This window comes from Paenarthrobacter sp. NCHU4564 (assembly GCF_052156435.1).
In the GTDB taxonomy this organism is placed as follows: Bacteria; Actinomycetota; Actinomycetes; order Actinomycetales; family Micrococcaceae; genus Arthrobacter.
In genome coordinates this window covers 192,567-213,025 of the sequence record NZ_JBQLIS010000001.1, presented here as the reverse complement: position 1 = coordinate 213,025, position 20,459 = coordinate 192,567, and the positions used below count along the sequence as shown (strand labels likewise).

Below are 20,459 nucleotides of genomic sequence, written 5' to 3'. Positions count from 1 at the left end.
AGGCCATCCCGTGAAACTCATCCCTTACTGGCTGGACACAGCCGAGCCTTCCGGTGACTACCGCAGCACGCCCGTGCCGGATAACGTCGACGTCGCGGTTATCGGTGCCGGCTTTACAGGCTTGTCCGCTGCGCTTGAGTTCGCCCGGCAGGGCGCGAGCGTCGCGGTCTTCGAACGCCACACCGTGGGCTGGGGGGCATCCGGTCGCAACGGTGGAATGGCCACGACCGGGCTCGCCATCGGTTTCAGCTCCGCGGTCAAGCGGTACGGCGAGGCCCGTGCCGCGGAGTACTTCCGCGAGTACAACGACGCGATCGACAGCATCGAGAAGTTGGTCCATGACTACGCGATCGATTGCGACTTCAACCGCTTCGGCAAGCTCTCTCTGGCCTACCACGAGTCGCACAACGACGGCTTCAAGAAGTCCCAAGAGTTGCTGGCCAAGCTCGTGGACCACCATGTCACGCTGATTCCGAAGTCGGATATCCACAGCGAGATCGGAACCGACTTCTACCAGGGCGCCATGATGGACCCCCTGGGAGCCGGACTCCACGTGGGCAAGTTCGCCCACGGCCTGGCCGGCGCGGCAGCCAACGCCGGCGCACAGATCTGCGAGAACGCGGGCGTGACCGAACTCAAGCGGGTCAACGGCACGGTCCATGACGTGCATACGACGCGCGGCATCGCACGGGCGAAGCAGGTCCTCGTTGCTACCAGCGGTTACACGGGCTACGTCACCCCGTGGCTGCAGCGCCGGGTGATTCCTGTTGGCAGCTTCATCATCTGTACCGAACCGCTGCCCGAAGACGTGGTCAACCGGATCCTGCCGAACCGCCGGATGGCTTCCGACAGCAAGATGCTGACCTACTACTTCCGGATCACCCCGGACAACAGGCTTCTTTTCGGGGGCCGTGCCAGGTTCGCGCTTTCCAGCCCGGACTCGGATGTCAAGAGTGCCGCAATTCTCCGCAAGGCCATGCTCGAACTCTTCCCGTACCTGTCCAACGCAAAGGTGGATTACATCTGGGGCGGCCTGGTGGACCTTTCCATGGACCAGATGGTCCACGCCGGGGAGCACGATGGACTGTTCTACTCGCTCAACTACAGCGGGCACGGTGTCCAAATGGCGGCCCACATGGGCAAGCGCATGGCCCATTACATGGGAGGGGACAAATCCGCGAACGTCTGGGGCGACCTGAAGAACCCCCCGGTGCCGGGCCACTTCGGCCCGCCGTGGTTCCTGCCCTTCATCGGCGCGGCAGCCAAGATCATCGACCGCGTGAAGTAACCCCCTTCAGGCAACACAGCAAGTATCAACCAGTAAGGCTTCGGATGACGACAAAGACAACCGTGGGTGGGCTGCGGCCAAAATCCGCAGGAGAGACCGCCTATCAGCGGACACAGGTCGCAGACCTGCAGGGAGGCGCCTTCCATGAAGGAACCTGGCAAACGACGGACATGACCGTCGAAGTCCGGGACCCTGAAGACGGGCTCCTGCTGGGAACCGTATGTTCGTCCACCCCGGAGGACGTGCGGCGTGCCGTTGCCCACATCCACCGGCACTTACTGGAGGTTGATTGGCCCCTGCGCCAGCGACGTGAGTCTTTGGAAAAGGCGGCTGAATTGCTTCGCGGACAGGCGGTGCGCTTCGCCACCATCATTGCTGCAGAAAGCAGCAAGACCATCAACGAAGCCGAACGCGAGGTCCTCCGTTGCATCGAGACGCTCCGGCTTTCCGCTGCTGCATCCGTAGAGCTCCAGGGCGAGACCCTGGCTTTCGAAGACAGCTTGGCAGGCACGGGAAAGCTTGGTTGGTACAACCGCAAGCCTGTGGGAATCGTTGCAGCCATCACGCCGTTCAACGATCCGCTGAACCTGGTGGCGCATAAGCTGGGGCCGGCGCTCATCGGAGGCAACGGCGTCGTGCTTAAACCTTCCGGACGGACGCCCCTGACAGGGCTGGCCTTCATTCAGTTGTTATTGGACGCTGGAGTACCCGCCGGGCGGGTGGCTGCAATCGTTTCGGGCCCGGGCGTTTCCGAGGCCCTTGTGACTGACCCCCAGGTGGACTTGATCTCTTTCACCGGGGGGCCAAAAACGGCGGACAGGATTGCTTCATCCGCCGGCGCCAAGAAAATCCTCTCGGAACTTGGCGGCAACAATGCCACGATCGTCTGCGCGGATGCGAACGCAGGAGAAGCTGCGCAGGCGATCGTGGCGGGGGCTTTCGGCGTGGCTGGCCAGAACTGCCTGTCCGTCCAGCGGGTGTACGTGCACATTTCGCTCTTCGACCGGGTCCTTGATGACGTTGTGCGCGGAACCAAAGCGCTGCGGTCCGGCCCGAAGCTGGAACGCACAACAGATATCGGACCCCTCATCAGCGAAGCAGAAGCGCGGCGCGTCGAGGATTGGGTGGAGGAGGCGAAGGCCGCTGGTGCCACCGTCCACGTCGGCGGACGCCGGCATGGTGCGCACTATGCGCCAACTGTCCTCACGGACGTACCGTCCGCGTGCCGTGTGATCCGGGAAGAAGTCTTCGGCCCGGTGGTCAGCGTTCTCCCATTCATCGAGGTCCAGGATGCTGTTCGTGCGGCCAACGACACCGAGTTCGGGCTTCAAGCCGGGGTTTTCACAGAATCGTTCAGCGAAGCCCTGGCGATAGCGGAAAAGCTCCACGTGGGATCAGTGGTTATTAACGAGACCAGTGATGTGCGGATCGACTCGATGCCCTTCGGCGGCTTCAAGCGCAGCGGCGTAGGAAGGGAAGGCGTCAAGCATACGGTTCGTGAAATGACCGAACCAAAGAACACCATCATCCAATTGCCTGAATCATCGTCAGGCTGGCAGCAGTTCGCTGCAACCACGATCGGAGCAGTATGACCACCCACAAAATTGCCGTTATTGCCGGTGACGGGATTGGCAAGGAAGTTGTTCCCGCCGCGCTGGAGTGCCTGGAACGAATCGCCCGGCTTCATTCCCTGGACCTGCAATTCACGCACTTCGACTGGGGTTCGGACTACTACCTGCGCCACGGCCGGATGATGCCTGAGGATGGCCTTGAGCAGCTTGCACAGCATGAGGCCATTTTCCTGGGCGCAGTCGGCTCACCGCAGGTCTCCGACGCGGAATCGCTGTGGGGGCTGTTGATCCCCATACGCCGTGAATTCCAGCAGTACATCAACGTGCGTCCGGTGAAAACGCTCGACGGCGTGAAGTCGCCGCTGGCGTCGAAGGAACCGATCGATATCCTCATTGTGCGTGAGAACAATGAGGGGGAGTACTCGGAAATCGGCGGACGCATCTACCGCGGGCAGCCGCACGAAAGCGCCGTACAGGAGACGATTTTCACCCGCCTGGGAGTCTCCCGGGCAGCACGCTACGCGGCATCCCAGGCTTCCGCGCGGGGCCGACGACTGACTTCCGCCACCAAGAGCAACGGCATCATCCACACCATGCCGTTCTGGGACGAGATTGTTGAAGAGACGGCACGGCTCTTTCCGGAAGTAACCCTCACCAGCGAACTGGTGGACGCATTGGCCGCCCACTTGGTGTTGAAGCCGTGGACCTACGACGTAATCGTGGCATCCAACCTCCTCGGGGACATCCTGTCGGACCTGGGCAGCGCCGTGACAGGGTCCATAGGCGTAGCTCCGAGCGCCAACCTCAATCCGGAAGGCGACTTCCCGTCGCTCTTTGAGCCGGTTCATGGTTCAGCGCCGGACATTGCGGGCATGGGACTTGCGAATCCTGTCGGCCAGATGTGGTCCGGAGCGATGATGCTGGAACACCTCGGCCACCCGGAAGCAGCCGGGCACCTGCAGGCGGCGTTCGAGTCGGTCCTCCGTGAAGGGCTGGGAACCCGGGATGTTGGTGGTACCTCTTCCACCTCCGAGTTCACGGCTGCGGTCCTGGCAGCCATCGACGTCATTGATGCCGTTCCGTCCTTCGACGCTGCAATCGCCAGCACGCCCGCGGCAGTACCGGCGTCGTCATCATCATGAGCAGGGATCCGGCACCCAAGCGACCGGTTGTTGCTGTTCTGTACCGGGAAGCAATGCCACCCCGCCTGGATGAAGTCCGCGAGCTGGCTGACGTGCGCCCCACCACCGCTGAGGGACTGGCCGAAGCGATGGTTGGGGCGGATGTCCTTTACCAGTGGCATTCGTTCTCGCCGGCGCTGCGGGAGAACTGGCACGCAGCGTCCTCGCTTAAGTGGGTCCATGTATCCGCTGCCGGGGTGAGCCAACTGATGTTCGACGAACTGGTGACCAGCGACGTCGTCTATACAAACTCCCGGGGCGTCCTCAGCCGGGCCATCGCTGAGTTTGCACTGGGTTTCGTCCTGGATCTGGCCAAGGACTCCCACGGGTCCTACCGGCTCCAGCAGGGGGAGCGGTGGCGGCACCGGACGTCCAGGAAAATCGAGGGCCAGTCCGTGCTCGTTGTAGGAACGGGGTCCATCGGACGGGAGATCGGTAGACTCTTGCGTGCTGTTGGCATGGAAGTCAGCGGCGCAGCCCGTACCAACCGCGCTGGAGACGATGCCTTCGACGTCGTCTTTTCCTCTGCTGACCTGGCTGATGTGGTCCCCGCATTCGATTACGTGGTTCTTGCCGCGCCGCTGACTATGGCTACCAAACACTTGATTTCTGCCGAGGTGCTGTCGGCCATGAAACCAAGTGCGCACCTGATTAACGTAGGGCGCGGAGAGTTGGTGGACACAGATGCCCTGGTCCGTGCCCTGGCCGCCGGAGACATTGCCGGTGCCGCCCTGGACGTCGTCCACCCGGAACCGCTTCCCGGCGGGCACCCGCTCTGGAGTTTTGAGAACGTCATCATCACGCCACACATGAGCGGTGACACGGAGAACTACCTGGACGACCTGGGAAAGCTCTTCGTTGAGAACCTCAAGCGGTTCAGCCTCGGTAAGCCGCTACTTAACCAAGTGGACAAGGAACTCGGCTTTGTGCCGGCCTGACGCCCACCCTGCCTGCCATCACGAAAGACTGTCGATGTCGACGACCACTTTGACCACTATCAACCATTTCATCAACGGTGCTGAGTCCTCCGGTGAGGGTGACCGGACCCAGCCGGTGTATAACCCTGCGACCGGGCAGGTCACCGCCGAGCTGCGCCTGGCGAACGAGGCCGACCTGAACACGGTTGTTGCCGCTGCCCGCAAAGCCGCTGATTCCTGGGGCGACATTTCCCTGGCCAAGCGCACCGCGGTGTTGTTCAAGTTCCGCGAACTGGTCGCAGCGCACGTGGACGAACTCGCCGAGCTGATCACGGCCGAGCACGGCAAGGTCCTCTCCGATGCCAAGGGCGAGATCGGCCGCGGCCTGGAAGTCATCGAATTCGCCTGCGGCATTCCTTCTTTGTTGAAGGGTGATTACTCGGACCAGGTTTCCACCGGCATCGACGTGTTCTCCTTCCGCGAACCGCTCGGTGTGGTGGCCGGTATTACCCCGTTCAACTTCCCCGTCATGGTGCCGTTGTGGATGGCCCCGATGGCGATCGCCACCGGTAACGCGTTCATCCTCAAGCCCTCCGAGCGGGACCCGTCCCCGTCGCTGCTGCTGGCCAGGCTCTGGCAGGAAGCCGGTCTGCCCGATGGTGTGTTCCAGGTCCTGCACGGCGGCAAGGAAACCGTCGACGGCCTCTTGACCCACCCGGATGTGGACGGCATCAGCTTTGTCGGGTCCACCCCGATCGCGCAGTACGTCCACGAAACCGCCACCAAGCACGGCAAGCGTGTCCAGGCGTTGGGTGGGGCGAAGAACCACGCGATCGTGCTGCCGGACGCTGACCTGGACAACGCCGCGGACCACCTCGCCGCTGCCGCGTTCGGCTCGGCAGGGGAGCGGTGCATGGCGATCTCCGTCGCCGTCGCGGTCGGGGACGCTGCCGATCTGTTGGTGAAGAAGGTTCAAGAGCGTGCCCTGGCCGTGAAGGTCAACAACGGCACCGAACCCGGCGCCGAAATGGGCCCGGTGATCACCCCGGCCTCCAAGGAACGCATCGTGAAGATCGTCACCGAAGCCGAGCAAGCCGGTGCTGCCATGGTGGTGGACGGCCGCCACCTGGTGGTCCCGGGCCACGAAGAAGGCTTCTGGGTCGGCCCTACCGTGATCGACCACGTCAAAACCGAAATGACCGCCTACACCGAGGAGATCTTCGGCCCCGTCCTGGTCGTCGTCCGCGTCGACACCCTCGAAGAGGGCATCAAGCTGATCAACTCCAACCCCTACGGCAACGGCACCGCGATCTTCACCTCTTCAGGGGCCGCGGCACGGAAGTTCCAGCGCTCAGTCACCGTGGGCATGATCGGCATCAACGTGCCCCTGCCCGTCCCGGTGGCCTACCACTCCTTCGGCGGCTGGAAAGCCTCCCTCTTCGGCGACAAACACATCTACGGCCCCGAAGGCGTCTCCTTCTACACCCGCGGCAAAGTCATCACCTCCCGCTGGCCCGAAACCCACCACGCCTCCGGCGCCTCCTACAACTTCCCCTCCAACTAAGGCTGGCGTGACGTGCGTGCCTTCACGACCGTGATGGTATTTCTTGCCATGACAGGTATCGCTACTTGCGTCTTCGCGAACGGTGCGTTCAACCTGGTGGGCGGGCTGTTGCTCCTGACGGTCGGCGGGGGAGGGCTGTCAGCGGCTTGGACCACGCATGCTGGCGAAAAGCCGGCATGGAAGGCGCCACGACGACCCTCTGATTGAGAGGAAACCGCATGCCTTCACATGCCAAGGCCTACGTTCAATCCGAGCCGCTTAGCTGATACGCATGGAGGGCCCGGGCCGCAGCCACTCAGGTGCGGTCCGTATTTTCTTCGCCTTGGAGTGCGTTATGGAACTGTTTCTCCATCTCCCGGCGAAAGGCTGCCACGTCTCCTTCGAGGGCATGCTCAGCGAGCCTTTCGTGCTCAACGGCGAGTTCATGGAGGTCGTTGTAAGTTGGATGGTCGGCGGCGAAATAGAGCCGCAGCTTGTTCTCCCAGCCGTTCCACATGGCTTGCAATGTCTTGTTCCCTGAGAACTCATAAAACAGCCTGTGGAAACGGAGGTGGGCGTCAATGCTCGCAGGAATATCGTTGGTATCGGTGGCGCGATAAAGCTCCTCGATAGTCTGCTTTAGCCTCAGTCGCCCAGGCCCGCGTAGTTCTGTGGCGGAGAGTTCGGCGGCGTAAGGCTCCACGAGCATTCGAATCGACGCGATTTCGGCGATGTCACGGGCGCTCACCTCCACAACGAACGATCCCTTGAACGGAACCTTCACCACCAGCCCCTCCTCTTCAAGGCGTGTCAATGCCTCACGGAGCGGAGAGCGGCTGATACCCAGGTCGGCGGCGATGTGGGTCTCACGCAACTGTTCCCCCGGAGGCACCGTCCCGTCCAGGATGGCAGTGCGCAGGACACGGTAGACGCCGTCAGGCGTGGTGGTGCGCTGTTCGTGCCACGCGAATTTGTTGTCCATCAGGCCACCTCTCTGTCGATTGTCGATTATATCGTCCAACGTTCCTCATACCTGGGCGCGGTTATTCGTGGAGGCCCGCCAGCCTGCTGCCGAACTTTGCCAGGAGCGACGTTGTGGTTGAACCCCGATGTTCTTCCCACTTGTCGGCAAAACCGAAGAGGCTGTACATACCGTGAACTCCCAACCAGCGAATGGGCTCGGGCTCCCATTTGGGTGCGCGATATCCCACCCAGGGAAGTGATGTTCGCTCCGTTTTCTGTTCGAATGCCAGCTCCACCAGTGTCCTGCCGCCGAGGTATGCCGCGGTGAAGCCGTGCCCGGCGTAACCGGTTGACGAACCGATCCCTGATGCTTGGTCCCATTGAACGCCCCCGTTCCAGTCACGGGTTACGCCGAGAACCCCGGACCACGCGTGGTCGACTTGGAAGTCGATGCCGGGGAAGAAGGTACGAAGCTTGGTGGACAGCAGGTCAACGGTGGACCCGGCCGTTGAACCTGCACCGCCTGTCCCGGAGTTATACCGGTAGGGTTTGCCTCGGCCTCCGATGGCAATGCGGCCATCGGCTGTTCTCTGGGAGTAGATGAACGTGTGCGCGGAGTCGCTGAGGCACTGCGGTCCATTCCAGCCGATGTGCCGCCATGCTTCGTCCGGGAGGGGCTTGGTCACAATCATCGAGGAGTTGATGGGTATCAGGCTCCTGCTGCCGAGGAGTGGTCCGGAGTATCCTTCAGTGCAGATAAAGGTCTTTTCAGCGGTCACCCGTCCGTTGTCCAGTGTCAGTGTATTTCCGTTGATGCTGCCGACCCGGCTGCCCTCGAAGATCCTGACCCCCATGGACGTGAGGGTTTCTGCTAATCCGTGGACCAGCTTTGCCGGGTTAAGCCGGGCACAGTGCTTGTAGACGAGGCCCCCGTAGACAGTGGAGATGTTGATTTGTTCCTGGAACTCTTCACGGTCGATCAGGTAGACATCGTCGTCGGTCAGTCCGTATTTCCAGTCGGCGTCCCGTCTGGCCACGAGCCTGCCAAGCCCGGCTTTCGTGTGGGCAGCAACCAGCGCGCCGCTCTTGCGTTGATCGGCGTCGATGCCTTCCGCCCGCAGGATCTCCAGGACGGCGTCGACGCCGGAAACGAACTCCCGTTGCAATGCCCGGCTCGCCTCGATACCGCCCTTTGACGCGCGGGCAAACCGGGCCCTGTTTCCTGCGGGCATCGCTGACAGCCACCCGCCGTTCCGGCCGGAGGCTCCATATCCGATTTGCTCTGCTTCGAAAACCGCAACCGAGAGGGAGGGGTCGAGCTTCTTGGCGAAGTATGCCGCCCACAACCCCGTGTAACCGGCACCCACGATTGCCAGATCAACAGACTGTTCCCCAGCAAACCGGGGGTAGGGGCGCCTGTTCTTTTCGAGTCCGGCCATCCAGAAGCCGAGGTCCCCATTGCGGGGTTTTGCCGCGACGGTTGTCATTTTTGGTCCTTGTTGTGTGGGGAAGATCATTAGAACGCGGTATATCCGCCATCGACGGGCAACGTGGCACCGGTAACGTAGGAGGATTCCGCAGAGGCGAGGAAGAGGACCGCATCGGCCACTTCCTTGGGAGCAGCCAGACGTTGGAGGGGAATCTGCCCTTCACGGTGGCGTCGATAGGCCTCGGGATCCTCCCTTCGCTGGAATGACGCTTCGATGACGGGAGTAGCCGTGAGGCCGGGGGCGACGACGTTCACCCGGATGTTTCGCTCAGCCCACTCGATGGCTGCGCCCTTTGCGAGCATGATCAGGCCGCCCTTGGCTGCGGAGTACAGAACTTCGTCCGGCTTGCCCACCATCCCGAGCCGCGAACTGACCAGGACAAATGATCCTCCGGTGGCCGGCATCAACGGCGCAAAGTGCTTCATCACCAGGAATGAACTCAACAGGTTGCTGTGCAGCACATTCCTGGCGTCTTCGTAGGACATCCCTGTCAGGGGTCCGCTGACCTGCAGGCCGTGGTTCAGTACGACGACGTCGACGGTGCCGTACGTTTCAGCAGCCTCGCGGGCGAGACATTTGACGAAGTCTTCGTCGTTAAGGTCTCCCGGGACATACAGGTCGTCTGGTTGTGCGCTGTCAATCCGGGCCTTGCGGCCGGTCAATATGAGGCGGGCTCCTTCGCGACGGAAGTGTGAGCATACCGCTTGCCCGATTCCGCTGTTGGCGCCGGTGACCAGGGCCGTAACTTTGCTTAGTCTCATGTCTGATTCTCCTGGTTGGGAATTTGTGGACAGGCCGTCGAGTCGTTCCTGTCCGCCGTGCCTAGTTGAGGAAGCCGCGGGCGTCGACGGCCCAGCGTTCGCAGGTGGAACCCGTACTGTCGGTGATGATGTATTCCTCGAAGTTGACCACAACGGGGCAAACGTGGTTAGGGATGACCGGCAGCACTGTGCCTATCGGGGGTTGGAAACCCGAGGGCAACGGCAGGAAGCCGTGATATTCGTTGAGTTTGGACAGGATCGCCTGAGTGCCGGGCACTGCACCGAAGCCGATTTCTGCGTTGCCTTCCCGGCTCAATGCCTTGGTGCCCACATCGAGGATGACTTGATCGGGAACCCAATCACTGACGACCGTGCCGGCGACGAACAGTGCTATTTGGTCCTCGGCGCAGGCGCCAAGCCTGGTGTTGTTCAAATCGTTGAAAACGTACTCACCGGGCCGGATTTCGGTAATGATGCTGCTAGTGGCATATTCGATGGTGGGTGTGGAGCCTGCGCTGACCACAGTGGCAGTGATGCCTACGGCTCTGAAGCTGCGCACGGCGGCGGTCAGCGCTGCTTCCTGGTCCATTGCGGCGCGCTTGCGGGCGTCAGGGCCGGAGCTTCCATGGCCGGGGTAGGTGAAGACGCCCACTGGTACCAAGCCTCTCTCGCGGGCGGCGACGGCGAGGTCGCCGGCGGACTCCGGGGGCGCACCGGAACGTTGGGCACCGCAATCAACCTCAACCACGACCTCCAGCCGTCCGGCATCAGAACCCATAGCCTCAGCGATGGCATTGATTGCCGAAAAGTTGTCGACCCCGACCCGTAGCCGCGTAGTGACGGCAAGCTTCCGGAGCCGTGCTCCCTTGGTCCCTGAAGGCCAGATCGGGTAGGCAATGAAGATGTCTTCAAACCCTGCCGCTGCGAAGACTTCTGCCTCGCCCACATTGCCGGCGGTAATGCCAACGGCGCCTGCCTTGACCTGGCGCCGGCCGATCTCGACGCACTTATGTGTCTTGACGTGCGGACGCACTTCGAGGTTGCGCTTGTTGGCGAAAGCCTGCATGCGGTCAATATTGTCCTGCATCACGTCGACCAAAATGATGGGCGCGGGGGTGTCAATCCTGGCAGCCAGTGCGGCCAGTGCCCGTTGAAGCCGGTTCACGCTTACTCCTCATGATTCTTTTGGTGAAGGTTCGAAGCCGATCGTTCTGTGGTCTTCGAAATGATGTTGTTCGGGGCCCGCGACGGCGGGTCCCGAACAACCGGTCCCGCCTAAGAGGCGGCGGTGCAGACCATCTGGATCTCAACAGGAGTATTCAGTGGCAGGCCGGCGACTCCGATGGCGGTGCGGGAGTGGCGTCCCTTTTCGCCGAGAACCTCGATGAGCAATTCACTCGCCCCTTCGGCAACCTTGGACTGCAAACCAAAGTCCGGCGGACTGGCTACGAACACCAGCATCTGCACCACGCGGACCCTGTCAAGGTCGCCGACGGCCTGGACAGCAGCGGCGAGGCAATTCAACGCGGCGTGACGGGCCAGCTCCTTGGCTGTCTCCAGGTCAACATCCCGGCCGACGACGCCTTGGCACAGCAGCTCACCATCCCGAAATGGCAGCTGACCCGAAATGTGAATGCTTTCCCCCACCTGGTTGTGGTCTACGTAGTAGGCATTGGCAGCCAGCACTGGGAGCTCCAATCCCAGGTTCGCCAACCTTTCCGAAGCAGTCCCGCCCCGGACTGTTTGAGGCAATGGAAGGCTCATGATCCCGCCGCCCTGCCGTAAGTCACCTGTTCGCTTCCGTCGCTCAGGAAACGGAACGTAGTAGACCAAAGAGGGCGGGAAGGTCGGCGATATCGGTGATCCGCTCATAGCCGAGCCAGTGCTCGTCGTGCTCGAAGCCACGGTCGACGTACACCTTCTTCCCGATGCCCAAGATTGCTGCCGATCGGTGGTCGTACATGGGGCTGGCCGAGACATGCACGATCTCATCGGGGGTGACCCCAAGCTTGTCGAACATGTACTCGAAGGCACCGAGCCGCGGTTTGTACATGCCCATTTGCTCGGCGGTAATGATGACCTCGAACGGGGCCTCGAGGTTGGCGGCGAGGCGCTCGGCCACCGCCGTGTCGCTGTTGGTGATGATGACCAGGGGCACAGCTTCTGCCAAGCGGTTCAGCGCTTCGGTGACGCCGGGGTAAGGACCCCACGTGGGAATCCGGTCGTAGACCTCGTGGGCGTCCTCGACGCGGAACTCAATGCCCACCTTGCGTGATGCGCGCGCCATGGAGTCGGCGACTATCTGGTGGAATGGCTTGTACTCGCCGGTGCACTCATCGATCCGGTACGCCTTGCAAAGCCGCAAGTACTCGTCCGATGCCTCTGCGGGCAGTCGATCGCCCAAGACGTCGCGCGTAGCATCGTTGATCGCAAATTTTATGAGCGTTCCGTTCATGTCGAACGTAACGAATTTTGGCTTGTTTTCGAATACCACGATTCCTCCAATTGTAGATCTAGTCGATTGTCGACGAGAATTTTCTTGTGGGCCAGGGTTTCTGTTCAGCGCGCCCCGTCGATTGTCGACAATACGCGCCAAGTCGTAGATTGTCAACGATTCTTCGACATCCTGCAGCGGCGTTCGCTCTTCACGTCGGGTTGCTGTCCTGGTACCTGCAGTGGAGTCCAGCGGATTCGCTGCCCCTGGCGGGGCACAGTGGAGACCGGCGCCACCAAGGGCGCCGGTCTCATTGCGTCAGAGACGCTAGGATGTGGCGCGCCGCGCTACGTTATAGAAGCGGATGTTTTCATACTCTTCGAGGCCTTCAGCACTTCCTTCGCGGCCAAGGCCGGACTGCTTGATGCCGCCGAAGGGGGCGCCGGCGTCGGACGGGACCCCTTGGTTGATTCCCACAATTCCGGTCTCAAGGCGGTCCGCGACGTTTAACGCCCGGTCGAGGTTCTCTGTGAAGACATAACCGGCCAAGCCAAATTCCGTAGCGTTGGCACGGGTCACCACTTCGTCCTCCGTGCTGAAGCGCTGAATTGCGGCGATGGGACCAAAAATTTCTGACCGGGCAACCTCGGAGTCTTCGGTCACGTGGTCCAGGACTGTCGGGGCGAAGAAATTTCCAGGGGAGTCGTAGCCGTGCCCGCCGGTCAGCAGGCTGGCGCCCAGATTCACCGCATTGTCGGAGTAGGCTTGCATCTGGGCTACCGCCCGGTTGTCGATCAGTGCGCCGAGGCCGGTCTGTTGTCCAAGCCCGCTTCCTACGGCGACTTGTGCAAAGCGTTCGGTCAGGGCTTCCGCAAAGTCATCGGCTATGGCGTCCTGGACATAGATGCGGTTTGCCCCTATGCAGGACTGTCCACCGTTGCGCAACTTAGCGGCGAAAGTGCCTTCCAGGGCGCGGTCAAGGTCTGCGTCGTTGAAAACGATGAGGGGTGCGTTGCCGCCGAGTTCCATGGAACTGCGGAGTACGTTCCGGGCAGCAAGCTGCAGGAGTTGACGGCCGACGGGCGTTGATCCTGTAAAGGAAACCTTCCGGACTCTGGGATCGAGCAGGACGGCTTCGCTGAAGGCCCTGGAATTGGATGTCGTGATGACTTGGATCAAGCCTTCGGGCACACCTGCTTCAATGGCGAGTTGGACGGCAAAGTGCGTCGTCAGGGGAGTGAGGGCTGCAGGCTTGATGACGACAGGGCATCCTGCCGCCAATGCCGGCGCGATTTTCCGGGTGGCCATGGCCAGGGGGAAATTCCATGGCGTGATCAGTACCGCCAGTCCAACGGGAGAGCGCCGCGTCAGCAGGCTTGCCCCGCCGTCGGGGGTGTCCCGAAAGTTCCCGGCCGGCCGTACCGCTTCTTCTGCGTACCAGCGGACGAAGTCGGTGCCGTACCTGACCTCGCCCCGAGCCTCGGCCAGCGGCTTGCCCATTTCGCGTGAAATAAGGTGCGCGAGATCCTCGGTGCGCGAGACAAGGATCTCGTACCAGGCGTGCAGTATGTCTGCCCGCTGGCGAAGGCTGCTCCTGGCCCAGCTTGCCCCCGCGGTGTCGGCAACTCCAACAGCGTGAAGTGCATTCTGGACGCCACAGTCTTCGACGTAGGCAATAGTCTCGGCTGTGGCGGGGTCCAGGACAGGCAAGCCGGTGCCGGGCAGGCTGATGGACTGGATAACTGCGTCTGCCTGTCGCGTGCTCCGGGGGTCCGGGGCAATGAGAGTGGCTGCCACGTGGGTGGTGCTCATCTGAATCTCCTTCGTGCTCAATAGCGTCGACGCTGACGTAAAGGGAAGGAAACCACGTCGATTGTCGACGATTGGGATTGACGATTGTTGACAATACGCGCGCCTTGGGAACATGTCAATGTCAGGGGTTGTCCGTCGCTGCGGGAACCCGCCGTCGTGCTTCTTCTTTCGCAAACGGGACGCGTCCCGCCGGGCCGCTCTGCGTTACCCGGCGCGCTCCTTCCGCTTCCGGCGGCTCCGTACGAACAGCCACACGACGAACCCGGCAAGGCCTGCGTAGATTGCGTAGTTGAGGAAGCGCGAGTACTGGTCAACAAGGTGGTACTGCTTGCCAAGCAGTGCTCCCAGCCCGATTAACAGGCCGTTCCAAATGCTGGTTCCGGCCAGGGTAAACAGGCTGAATGTCATCAGGTTCATTCGCTCTGCGCCCGCAGGCAAGGAGATGAGGCTACGGACGCCAGGCAGAAGCCGCCCAAAGAAGATCGCTGACTTGCCGTGGCGTTCGAACCAGTCCGCGGCCTTCTCGAAGTCTTCGCGGTCGACCAGTGGCAGCTTGGAGAGCAGTCGGATGGATCGCTCCAGTCCTGCTTTGAACCCAAGCCAGTACAGCAGCAAGGCACCTGCGTAGGCGCCCAGGGTGCTGGTGACAAAGACAAGAATCATGGTCAGGCTTCCCTGGCTTGCCAGGAAGCCTGCCAACGGAAGGATCGCCTCGCTTGGAACCGGCGGAAACACCGTTTCCAGGAAGGTCAGGAAACCCACGCCCCATTCGCCCATGGCCTCGATCACCTGGGCTGCAATGCCGAGCAGCCCCGTGAGGTCGTCGGCTGGACTGGCAGTACTGACGATGGCGGTCAAATGCTTCCTGCTTCCGTGTGCGGCTGTGGGAGGGTGCCGCAGCCACCTCTCCGCGTTCCACGAGCCTACCGCCAATTCATCACCATGCTTAGTATTGAGTGGCACGTGAGCGGACACCACACGAAGGACAGTCATGGCACTCAGCAAGGGCACCAAAGTCGAATGGAACACCTCTCAGGGCAAGACCCACGGAAAAATTGTGGAGAAGAAGACCACCGACTTTGAATTGGACGGCAACACGCACCGGGCCAGCGAGGACGAGCCGCAGTACGTAGTGGAGTCGGAGAAGACGGGCGCCAGGGCGGCTCACAAGGCCTCTGCGCTCACGGAGAAGAAATAGCGCATGGCGCGCCGTCATGAGGTGGTCATCATCGGCGGCGGCAACGCCGGAGTGTCGCTGGCGGCCAGGCTGGCTCGGTACGGGGTCAAGGACATCGCCCTCATTGAGCCCAAGGACCACCATCTCTACCAGCCTCTGTTTTCCCACATAGCCGGAGGTCGCGCCCGGGCGCAGGAAGCCATCCGCAGCCAGCAGTCCGTGATCCCCCGGGGAGTGACGTGGATCAGGGACCGGGCTTCGGGCGTTGATCCGGAATCGCGCTCCGTGGCGCTCGGTTCCGGGTCCGCCGTTGACTATGGGCACCTGGTGGTCTGTCCTGGGTTGGAATACCGTTGGGACGCCGTACCTGGCCTTGCTGAGGCCGTGCACTCACCCCACGGCTCCTCCCACTATGACTTCGAGCTGGCACCCAAAGCCTGGACGCTCCTGAGCGCGCTGAGGTCCGGGACCGCCGTGTTCACGATGCCCGCAGGGCCGGTCAAGTGCGCCGGCGCGAGCCAGAAACCTATGTACCTGGCCTGCGACTACTGGAAGCAACAAGGGGTGCTCAGTGAAATAAGGGTGGTGATGGTACAGCCCTACCCCACAGTGTTTGGGGTACCCGCGGTGGACCGGGAGCTGGAGCGGAAGATTGCGGAGTACGGCATCGAGCTTCGCACCAACAGTGAACTCGTAGCGGTCGATTCCGCTGGACGGACTGCGACGATCCGGGACACTGTCACCGGCGCCACAGAGGACCTCGGCTATGACGTCCTCAATGCCGTCCCTCCGCAATCGGCGCCCGGGTGGCTCAGGGGAACCGGCTTGTCCGCGGTCGGGGATGCCGGCGGCTTCGTGGAGGTGGACACGCGGACGCTCCGCCACCAGCGGTATCCCGACGTCTGGGCACTCGGGGACGCGGCAGCCACCACCAACTCCAAGGCCGGCGGCGCGTTGCGGAAACAAACCAGCGTGCTGGCAAGGAATCTGTCGGCCGTGCTGAAGGGTCGTGAGCCCGGCCGGAAGTACAACGGATACTCTGTCTGCCCTTTCACGGTGTCGCGCAATACTGTGGTTTTCGCCGAGTTCGACGACCGTTTGCGGCCCATGCCCACAATTCCGAAGGTGCCCACCTGGAAGGAGAGCCGGCTTTCCTGGTGGATAGACCGTGACCTGTTTCCACGGCTCTATTGGAAGATGATCCTCAAGGGGCGTTTGTAAGCGCCGGCTGGGCCACGCTCCAGGCCCATGTATCAGGCCGTTCTTTCGCTGCGAACACCGGGTAACAATTCTGCGGGAAGGTCAGGTACCGGGATGATCACCAGGTCCTTCAGCTTCCAGTCGAGGCTGGAACACTCCTTCCGGGCAGCCTCCAGCATGTCCAGGGTGGGCATGCGGTGGGCCGGGACCACAAAAGCCTCCACATGGAAGACATGCCCCTGGTCCCGCACGCGCGACCTGGCCTCTTCCACCCAGTCCAGGCCCGCAAGGTATCCGTCCACCAGGGCGCCCAGCGGGTGCGGTTCTGTGTCGTCGTAGGTCCGCGCCCTTTTGTCCATCAGGGCCGTGATGGCGGCTTTCGTGTTGCGGACGCCGTCCCGCAGGATGCTGGCTGAGATGATCAAGGCGGCCACTGCGTCCGCCCACCACCAGCCGATGCCGATGCCGGCAACGCCGGCTGCTGCGGCAACGGCAGTCTGCCAGTCTGCCTTGTTCATGTCGGCATCGGCGTAGAGGACCTTGTCGTGGAGGGCTTTGGCCAGTTTCATCTTCACGTGCCCCAGATACACCGGTGGTCCGGCAGTGAGGAGCATGGCAACGATCATGACCCAGCCCAGCCAGATGGTCTGCCCGAAGAAGTCGAACCCGCCGATGGTCGGATGCTCGGCGGTCAGCAGGCTGATGCCCGAGTCCACCACCAGGAAGGTGCCCATGACAGCCAGCGCCACGGCTGCCACGAGGTGGGCAACGCCGACGGCGCGGTGGTATCCGTAAGGATGTTCGGCGCTTGGACGTCTGCGGATCACGCGCACGGCCACCAGGAAAGCCAAGGGAGGCAGGAAGGAGAGCACGTCTTCCACCCATGCCGCCTTCATGGCCTGTGAATTTCCCAGGAGCAGGTAGATCATCCCGGTGGACACGGCAAGGAAGGCTATGGTGATCCACTCGTACCGGACGGCCCTGCGGAGCGCAGCCTGCTGCTCGGCAGGCAGTTCGGTGTGTCCGAAACGCAGTGACGCCTGCCGGGCGCGGATGTCGGTGGCCTTCACCGGGCACCACCTGCGTCCTTCAGGAACGTGTCCAGTTTCAGCAGGAACGCGTTTTCGCCCTTGGGAACCAGCATGACGTGCTGGTGCTTCTTGCCTTGAGTGTCCAGGGACTCGGCGTAAGGTCGGGTCAACCCTGTGTTCTTTTCCCAAGGGGTGTCCTTGCGGAGACCGCCGATCATGACATCCAACTCTCCCTCTTCGACCCGTTCGGCCAGGATATGTTCAGTCCCTGTGCTCCACTCCACGCGGGCGCCAAGGCGTGCGGCGAAGTCACTGATCAGCTGCACATCCCGTCCTTGGGGCTGGCCGGAGGGGGACAGCGTGACCCATTCCCCGTTGGGGCTCGCGCCTACCCGCAGGATGCCGTTCTCCACCCGGTCCAGCGTGCCGTCAGGGTCAGCCGGAATCGTCCCGGCGCATCCCGACAGTACAAGGGCAGCCAGCGCTGCCGATGCTGCTCCCATACGACGCATAGTCTCCGCCTTCCTCCACGTGATGCTCCTGTCCCCACTATAGACAGGTTGCTTATCATTTGTGGCGGGGTGGCTGGGAACTCTCAGGTCAACGGCCGGGCCACTCCTTGCCGGCCCATGGATCGTAGGTGGCCAGCAGTTCTTCCTGCGGCGGGCGCACATCTTCCGGGACGTGCTGCAGGTTCACTCGCACCCGGTACCAGAGGGAACTCGACCCGCGCATGCCGTCCACCAGGACGTCCGCCGGGTGAAGGTGGGAAACCACACCGGAGTGCATGTCCTTCCATTCCTCAAGGGCTGCGAGCGCTTCGGGTTTGGTTTTGGTCCGTGCCACTTCTATGAGGGGCATGACGGATCGACGGCGGCCGGAACCGTCACCGGCACGCGGCGCCTTCTCTGCCGGTCCCATATCGGCTGCCAGGGCGAGGAGGTTGTCGAGTGAGCCGGGGTGGTCGTCAATGGCCTGGTGGGGATCGCCCTGTTCTGCGAAGCGCAGGGGTACGGTGGCGACAGTGAACTGTTCGGGACGGGCGGTGGCGACTTCGCTCCAGGCCAGGGGAGTGGATACGCGGGCATCAGGCCGGGGGCGTACGGAGTAGGCGGAGGCCACGGTCCGGTCCTTGGCGTTTTGGTTGAAGTCCACGAACACGCTTTCGCCGCGCTCTTCCTTCCACCACTTGGCCGTTGCCAGGCCGGGTGCCCGGTTTTCCACTTCCCGCGCCAAGGTCTCCGCTGCCAGCCTGAGCTCGCGGTAACTCCACCGGGGGGCGATCCGCACCAGGATGTGGAGTCCGCGGGACCCGCTGGTCTTCGGCCAGCCCACCAGCCCCATGTCGTCCAGCACTTCGCGCGCCACGTAGGCGACATCGATGATCTGGGCCCAGTCCACGCCGGGCATGGGGTCGAGGTCGATGCGCAGTTCGTCGGGATGGTCGAGGTCTTCTGCGCGGACAGGATGCGGGTTGAGGTCGAGGCACCCCAGGTTGACCACCCAGGCCAGGCCGGCCGCGTCGCGGATCACGGCTTCTTCGGCGGAGGTTCCGGAGGCGTACCGCAGCGTGGCTGTTTCAATGTACGGGGGATGGTTTTCGGGCACGCGTTTCTGGAAAAAGGGTTCGGCGTCGATTCCCTTGGGGAAGCGTTTCAGGACCATGGGGCGGCCCCCTGCGCCGCGGAGGGCACCGTCGGATATGGCGAGGTAGTACCTGACGAGGTCGAGTTTGGTGATGCCGGCGTCGGGAAACACGATTTTGTCCGGGCTCGAGATGCTGACTTCGGTTCCCTCGATGTCAAGGATCTCTGGGGGAGTCTTCGACGGGCTCATGCGCACACGCTAGCAATGAACCCCCGTCGCTTCCAGACCGGCCACTGCCTCGCCCGGGCTGGAGGATGAACACGCTGAGCCGGCCCTGGCGTGCCAGACTGGACGCATGTGTCCCGAACTGAACCCCCGTGACCAATCCGGCAGCGACCCCACCGGCCAGCGCGAGGCGTCTGCCGCCAAGCGCCGGCATCTGGCGTTAAGGCTCGACGACGCGTGGCTGGGTCTCCAGACCAGGCTTGCGTTGAGGCGTGGCCGGGTGCAGACGGTGATCCCGTACACCGGCTACGGCAGTACGTCCTGGGTGCGGGTGTTGGCGCGGATCGTGCTGGGTGACCCCCGCGATGTCGCTGAAACGTCCGGCCCCACCAACGAGGGGCCGTTGAAGCCGCTTCATGAGGGCATGCGTGGGTGGCGGAATTTCACCAATGCGCCGGTTCCCCACGCTTCGGTGCGGGTTACGGTTGCGGGCACGGATTTTGAGGTCCGCGCCGACCGTGGCGGAGTGGTGGACGCCCGGATTCCTGCGGCGCTGGAACCGGGTTGGCACATGATCACCCTGGGTTCGGGCGATTCCGTGGTGGAGGCACCGGTCCAGATCGTGGCCGATGATACGGATTTCGGGGTCGTGTCCGACATTGATGACACGGTGATGGTCACGGCATTGCCCCGGCCGTTCCTGGCGGCGTGGAACACGTTCGTCCTGAATGAGCATGCCCGTACCCCGACACCTGGCATGGCAGTCCTGTACGAGCGGATCGTGCGCACTGTGCCGTCCGCGCCGGTGCTGTACCTGTCCACAGGCGCCTGGAATGTAGCGCCGACGCTGGCACGTTTCCTGTCCCGCAACCTGTATCCGGCGGGCCCCAAACTGCTGACTGATTGGGGGCCGACCCCGGATCGCTGGTTCCGCAGCGGCCGGGAGCACAAGCGTTCGTCCTTGGAACGCCTGGCTGAGGACTTCCCGGGGATCAAATGGTTGCTGGTGGGAGACGACGGCCAGCACGACGAGGCCATCTATTCCGAGTTCGCCCAGCACCATCCGGACAAAGTGCGGGCGATCGCCATCCGCCAATTGTCGGTGGGGGAGGCCGTCCTGGCCGGTGGCCGCTCCAAGTCCGAGGGCCAGCCCCTGCCCGGCATCCCGTGGATCTATGCTCCGGACGGCGCAGGCATGTCAGCCCGCCTGGAACAGTTGGGCATCATCCACAATGACCAGCGAGTGGCTGAGGCACCGGAGGAGCCCAACTGATCACCA

General features: G+C 62.6%; 19 protein-coding genes. 8 read left to right on the top strand and 11 right to left on the bottom strand.

Annotated features, from left to right (window positions below):
* Positions 1-10: 10 nt before the first annotated feature.
* The 5 genes from ACSVIE_RS00950 to ACSVIE_RS00930 are packed head-to-tail and all read left to right on the top strand — an operon-like array spanning position 11 to position 6,521.
* On the top strand, positions 11-1,288 hold the full coding sequence (locus ACSVIE_RS00950; RefSeq protein WP_442422738.1) for an NAD(P)/FAD-dependent oxidoreductase: 1,278 nt from the start codon (positions 11-13) through the stop codon (positions 1,286-1,288).
* A 44-nt stretch (positions 1,289-1,332) separates the two neighbouring features.
* Entirely contained in the window at positions 1,333-2,880 is a 1,548-nt protein-coding gene (locus ACSVIE_RS00945; RefSeq protein ID WP_426007455.1) for an aldehyde dehydrogenase family protein, read from the top strand.
* Positions 2,877-4,001 carry a tartrate dehydrogenase gene (locus ACSVIE_RS00940; RefSeq protein ID WP_442422737.1) on the top strand — a complete coding sequence of 375 codons (1,125 nt, stop codon included), beginning with the start codon at positions 2,877-2,879 and terminating at the stop codon, positions 3,999-4,001. Before ACSVIE_RS00945 ends, ACSVIE_RS00940 begins: the two co-directional genes overlap by 4 nt.
* Entirely contained in the window at positions 3,998-4,978 is a 981-nt protein-coding gene (locus ACSVIE_RS00935; protein WP_426007457.1) for a D-2-hydroxyacid dehydrogenase, read from the top strand. The genes ACSVIE_RS00940 and ACSVIE_RS00935 overlap by 4 nt, the downstream gene beginning before the upstream one ends.
* A 34-nt stretch (positions 4,979-5,012) precedes the next feature.
* Positions 5,013-6,521, top strand: coding sequence for a CoA-acylating methylmalonate-semialdehyde dehydrogenase (locus ACSVIE_RS00930; RefSeq protein WP_442422736.1), 1,509 nt, complete (start codon positions 5,013-5,015; stop codon positions 6,519-6,521).
* 295 nt (positions 6,522-6,816) lie between these two features.
* Here ACSVIE_RS00930 and ACSVIE_RS00925 read toward each other — a convergent pair whose 3' ends face one another.
* The 8 genes from ACSVIE_RS00925 to ACSVIE_RS00890 form a co-directional block, all read right to left on the bottom strand.
* On the bottom strand, positions 6,817-7,482 hold the full coding sequence (locus ACSVIE_RS00925; protein ID WP_442422735.1) for a GntR family transcriptional regulator: 666 nt from the start codon (positions 7,480-7,482) through the stop codon (positions 6,817-6,819).
* Between the two features lie 61 nt (positions 7,483-7,543).
* On the bottom strand, positions 7,544-8,950 hold the full coding sequence (locus tag ACSVIE_RS00920; RefSeq protein WP_442422734.1) for an NAD(P)/FAD-dependent oxidoreductase: 1,407 nt from the start codon (positions 8,948-8,950) through the stop codon (positions 7,544-7,546).
* Positions 8,951-8,979: 29 nt separating this feature from the next.
* Positions 8,980-9,714, bottom strand: a complete 735-nt coding sequence (locus ACSVIE_RS00915; protein WP_426002490.1) for an SDR family NAD(P)-dependent oxidoreductase — start codon at positions 9,712-9,714, stop codon at positions 8,980-8,982.
* A 61-nt stretch (positions 9,715-9,775) separates the two neighbouring features.
* Positions 9,776-10,879, bottom strand: coding sequence for an alanine racemase (locus ACSVIE_RS00910; RefSeq protein WP_426002492.1), 1,104 nt, complete (start codon positions 10,877-10,879; stop codon positions 9,776-9,778).
* A 110-nt stretch (positions 10,880-10,989) separates the two neighbouring features.
* On the bottom strand, positions 10,990-11,478 hold the full coding sequence (locus ACSVIE_RS00905) for a RidA family protein (RefSeq protein WP_442422733.1): 489 nt from the start codon (positions 11,476-11,478) through the stop codon (positions 10,990-10,992).
* A gap of 43 nt (positions 11,479-11,521) precedes the next feature.
* Positions 11,522-12,208 (bottom strand): haloacid dehalogenase type II, encoded by a 687-nt coding sequence (locus ACSVIE_RS00900; RefSeq protein ID WP_442422732.1) that lies wholly within the window; start codon positions 12,206-12,208, stop codon positions 11,522-11,524.
* Positions 12,209-12,475: 267 nt separating this feature from the next.
* Entirely contained in the window at positions 12,476-13,960 is a 1,485-nt protein-coding gene (locus tag ACSVIE_RS00895) for an NAD-dependent succinate-semialdehyde dehydrogenase (protein WP_426002496.1), read from the bottom strand.
* Between the two features lie 204 nt (positions 13,961-14,164).
* Complete coding sequence (locus tag ACSVIE_RS00890; protein WP_426002497.1) at positions 14,165-14,818, bottom strand: DedA family protein; 654 nt, start codon at positions 14,816-14,818, stop codon at positions 14,165-14,167.
* Between the two features lie 133 nt (positions 14,819-14,951).
* Here ACSVIE_RS00890 and ACSVIE_RS00885 point away from each other — a divergent pair, with 133 nt between their 5' ends.
* Positions 14,952-15,158: a DUF2945 domain-containing protein gene (locus ACSVIE_RS00885; RefSeq protein WP_442422731.1), complete on the top strand. Its 207-nt coding sequence runs from the start codon at positions 14,952-14,954 to the stop codon at positions 15,156-15,158.
* Positions 15,159-15,161: 3 nt separating this feature from the next.
* Positions 15,162-16,358 (top strand): NAD(P)/FAD-dependent oxidoreductase, encoded by a 1,197-nt coding sequence (locus ACSVIE_RS00880; protein WP_426002501.1) that lies wholly within the window; start codon positions 15,162-15,164, stop codon positions 16,356-16,358.
* A gap of 32 nt (positions 16,359-16,390) precedes the next feature.
* Here ACSVIE_RS00880 and ACSVIE_RS00875 read toward each other — a convergent pair whose 3' ends face one another.
* From ACSVIE_RS00875 to ligD, 3 genes are all read right to left on the bottom strand, one after another.
* Positions 16,391-17,407 carry a cation transporter gene (locus ACSVIE_RS00875; RefSeq protein ID WP_442422730.1) on the bottom strand — a complete coding sequence of 339 codons (1,017 nt, stop codon included), beginning with the start codon at positions 17,405-17,407 and terminating at the stop codon, positions 16,391-16,393.
* Entirely contained in the window at positions 17,404-17,871 is a 468-nt protein-coding gene (locus ACSVIE_RS00870; protein WP_442422729.1) for a transporter substrate-binding domain-containing protein, read from the bottom strand. The genes ACSVIE_RS00875 and ACSVIE_RS00870 overlap by 4 nt, the downstream gene beginning before the upstream one ends.
* Before the next feature lie 97 nt (positions 17,872-17,968).
* A complete protein-coding gene (ligD, locus tag ACSVIE_RS00865) occupies positions 17,969-19,204 on the bottom strand; it encodes a non-homologous end-joining DNA ligase (RefSeq protein WP_442422728.1) in 1,236 nt (411 codons plus the stop codon).
* A gap of 106 nt (positions 19,205-19,310) precedes the next feature.
* Between ligD and ACSVIE_RS00860 the strand changes: the two genes are divergently transcribed.
* On the top strand, positions 19,311-20,453 hold the full coding sequence (locus tag ACSVIE_RS00860; protein WP_426002507.1) for an App1 family protein: 1,143 nt from the start codon (positions 19,311-19,313) through the stop codon (positions 20,451-20,453).
* The last annotated feature ends 6 nt before the right edge of the window (positions 20,454-20,459 follow it).

Excerpts from the sequence above, each read along its gene's own strand:
- ACSVIE_RS00945 (WP_426007455.1), top strand. The coding sequence starts at position 1,333 with ATGACGACAAAGACAACCGTGGGTGGGCTGCGGCCAAAATCCGCAGGA.
- ACSVIE_RS00940 (WP_442422737.1), top strand. The coding sequence starts at position 2,877 with ATGACCACCCACAAAATTGCCGTTATTGCCGGTGACGGGATTGGCAAG.
- ACSVIE_RS00935 (WP_426007457.1), top strand. The coding sequence starts at position 3,998 with ATGAGCAGGGATCCGGCACCCAAGCGACCGGTTGTTGCTGTTCTGTAC.
- ACSVIE_RS00930 (WP_442422736.1), top strand. The coding sequence starts at position 5,013 with ATGTCGACGACCACTTTGACCACTATCAACCATTTCATCAACGGTGCT.
- ACSVIE_RS00925 (WP_442422735.1), bottom strand. The coding sequence starts at position 7,482 with ATGGACAACAAATTCGCGTGGCACGAACAGCGCACCACCACGCCTGAC.
- ACSVIE_RS00920 (WP_442422734.1), bottom strand. The coding sequence starts at position 8,950 with ATGACAACCGTCGCGGCAAAACCCCGCAATGGGGACCTCGGCTTCTGG.
- ACSVIE_RS00915 (WP_426002490.1), bottom strand. The coding sequence starts at position 9,714 with ATGAGACTAAGCAAAGTTACGGCCCTGGTCACCGGCGCCAACAGCGGA.
- ACSVIE_RS00905 (WP_442422733.1), bottom strand. The coding sequence starts at position 11,478 with ATGAGCCTTCCATTGCCTCAAACAGTCCGGGGCGGGACTGCTTCGGAA.
- ACSVIE_RS00895 (WP_426002496.1), bottom strand. The coding sequence starts at position 13,960 with ATGAGCACCACCCACGTGGCAGCCACTCTCATTGCCCCGGACCCCCGG.
- ACSVIE_RS00885 (WP_442422731.1), top strand. The coding sequence starts at position 14,952 with ATGGCACTCAGCAAGGGCACCAAAGTCGAATGGAACACCTCTCAGGGC.
- ACSVIE_RS00880 (WP_426002501.1), top strand. The coding sequence starts at position 15,162 with ATGGCGCGCCGTCATGAGGTGGTCATCATCGGCGGCGGCAACGCCGGA.
- ACSVIE_RS00870 (WP_442422729.1), bottom strand. The coding sequence starts at position 17,871 with ATGGGAGCAGCATCGGCAGCGCTGGCTGCCCTTGTACTGTCGGGATGC.
- ligD (WP_442422728.1), bottom strand. The coding sequence starts at position 19,204 with ATGAGCCCGTCGAAGACTCCCCCAGAGATCCTTGACATCGAGGGAACC.
- ACSVIE_RS00860 (WP_426002507.1), top strand. The coding sequence starts at position 19,311 with ATGTGTCCCGAACTGAACCCCCGTGACCAATCCGGCAGCGACCCCACC.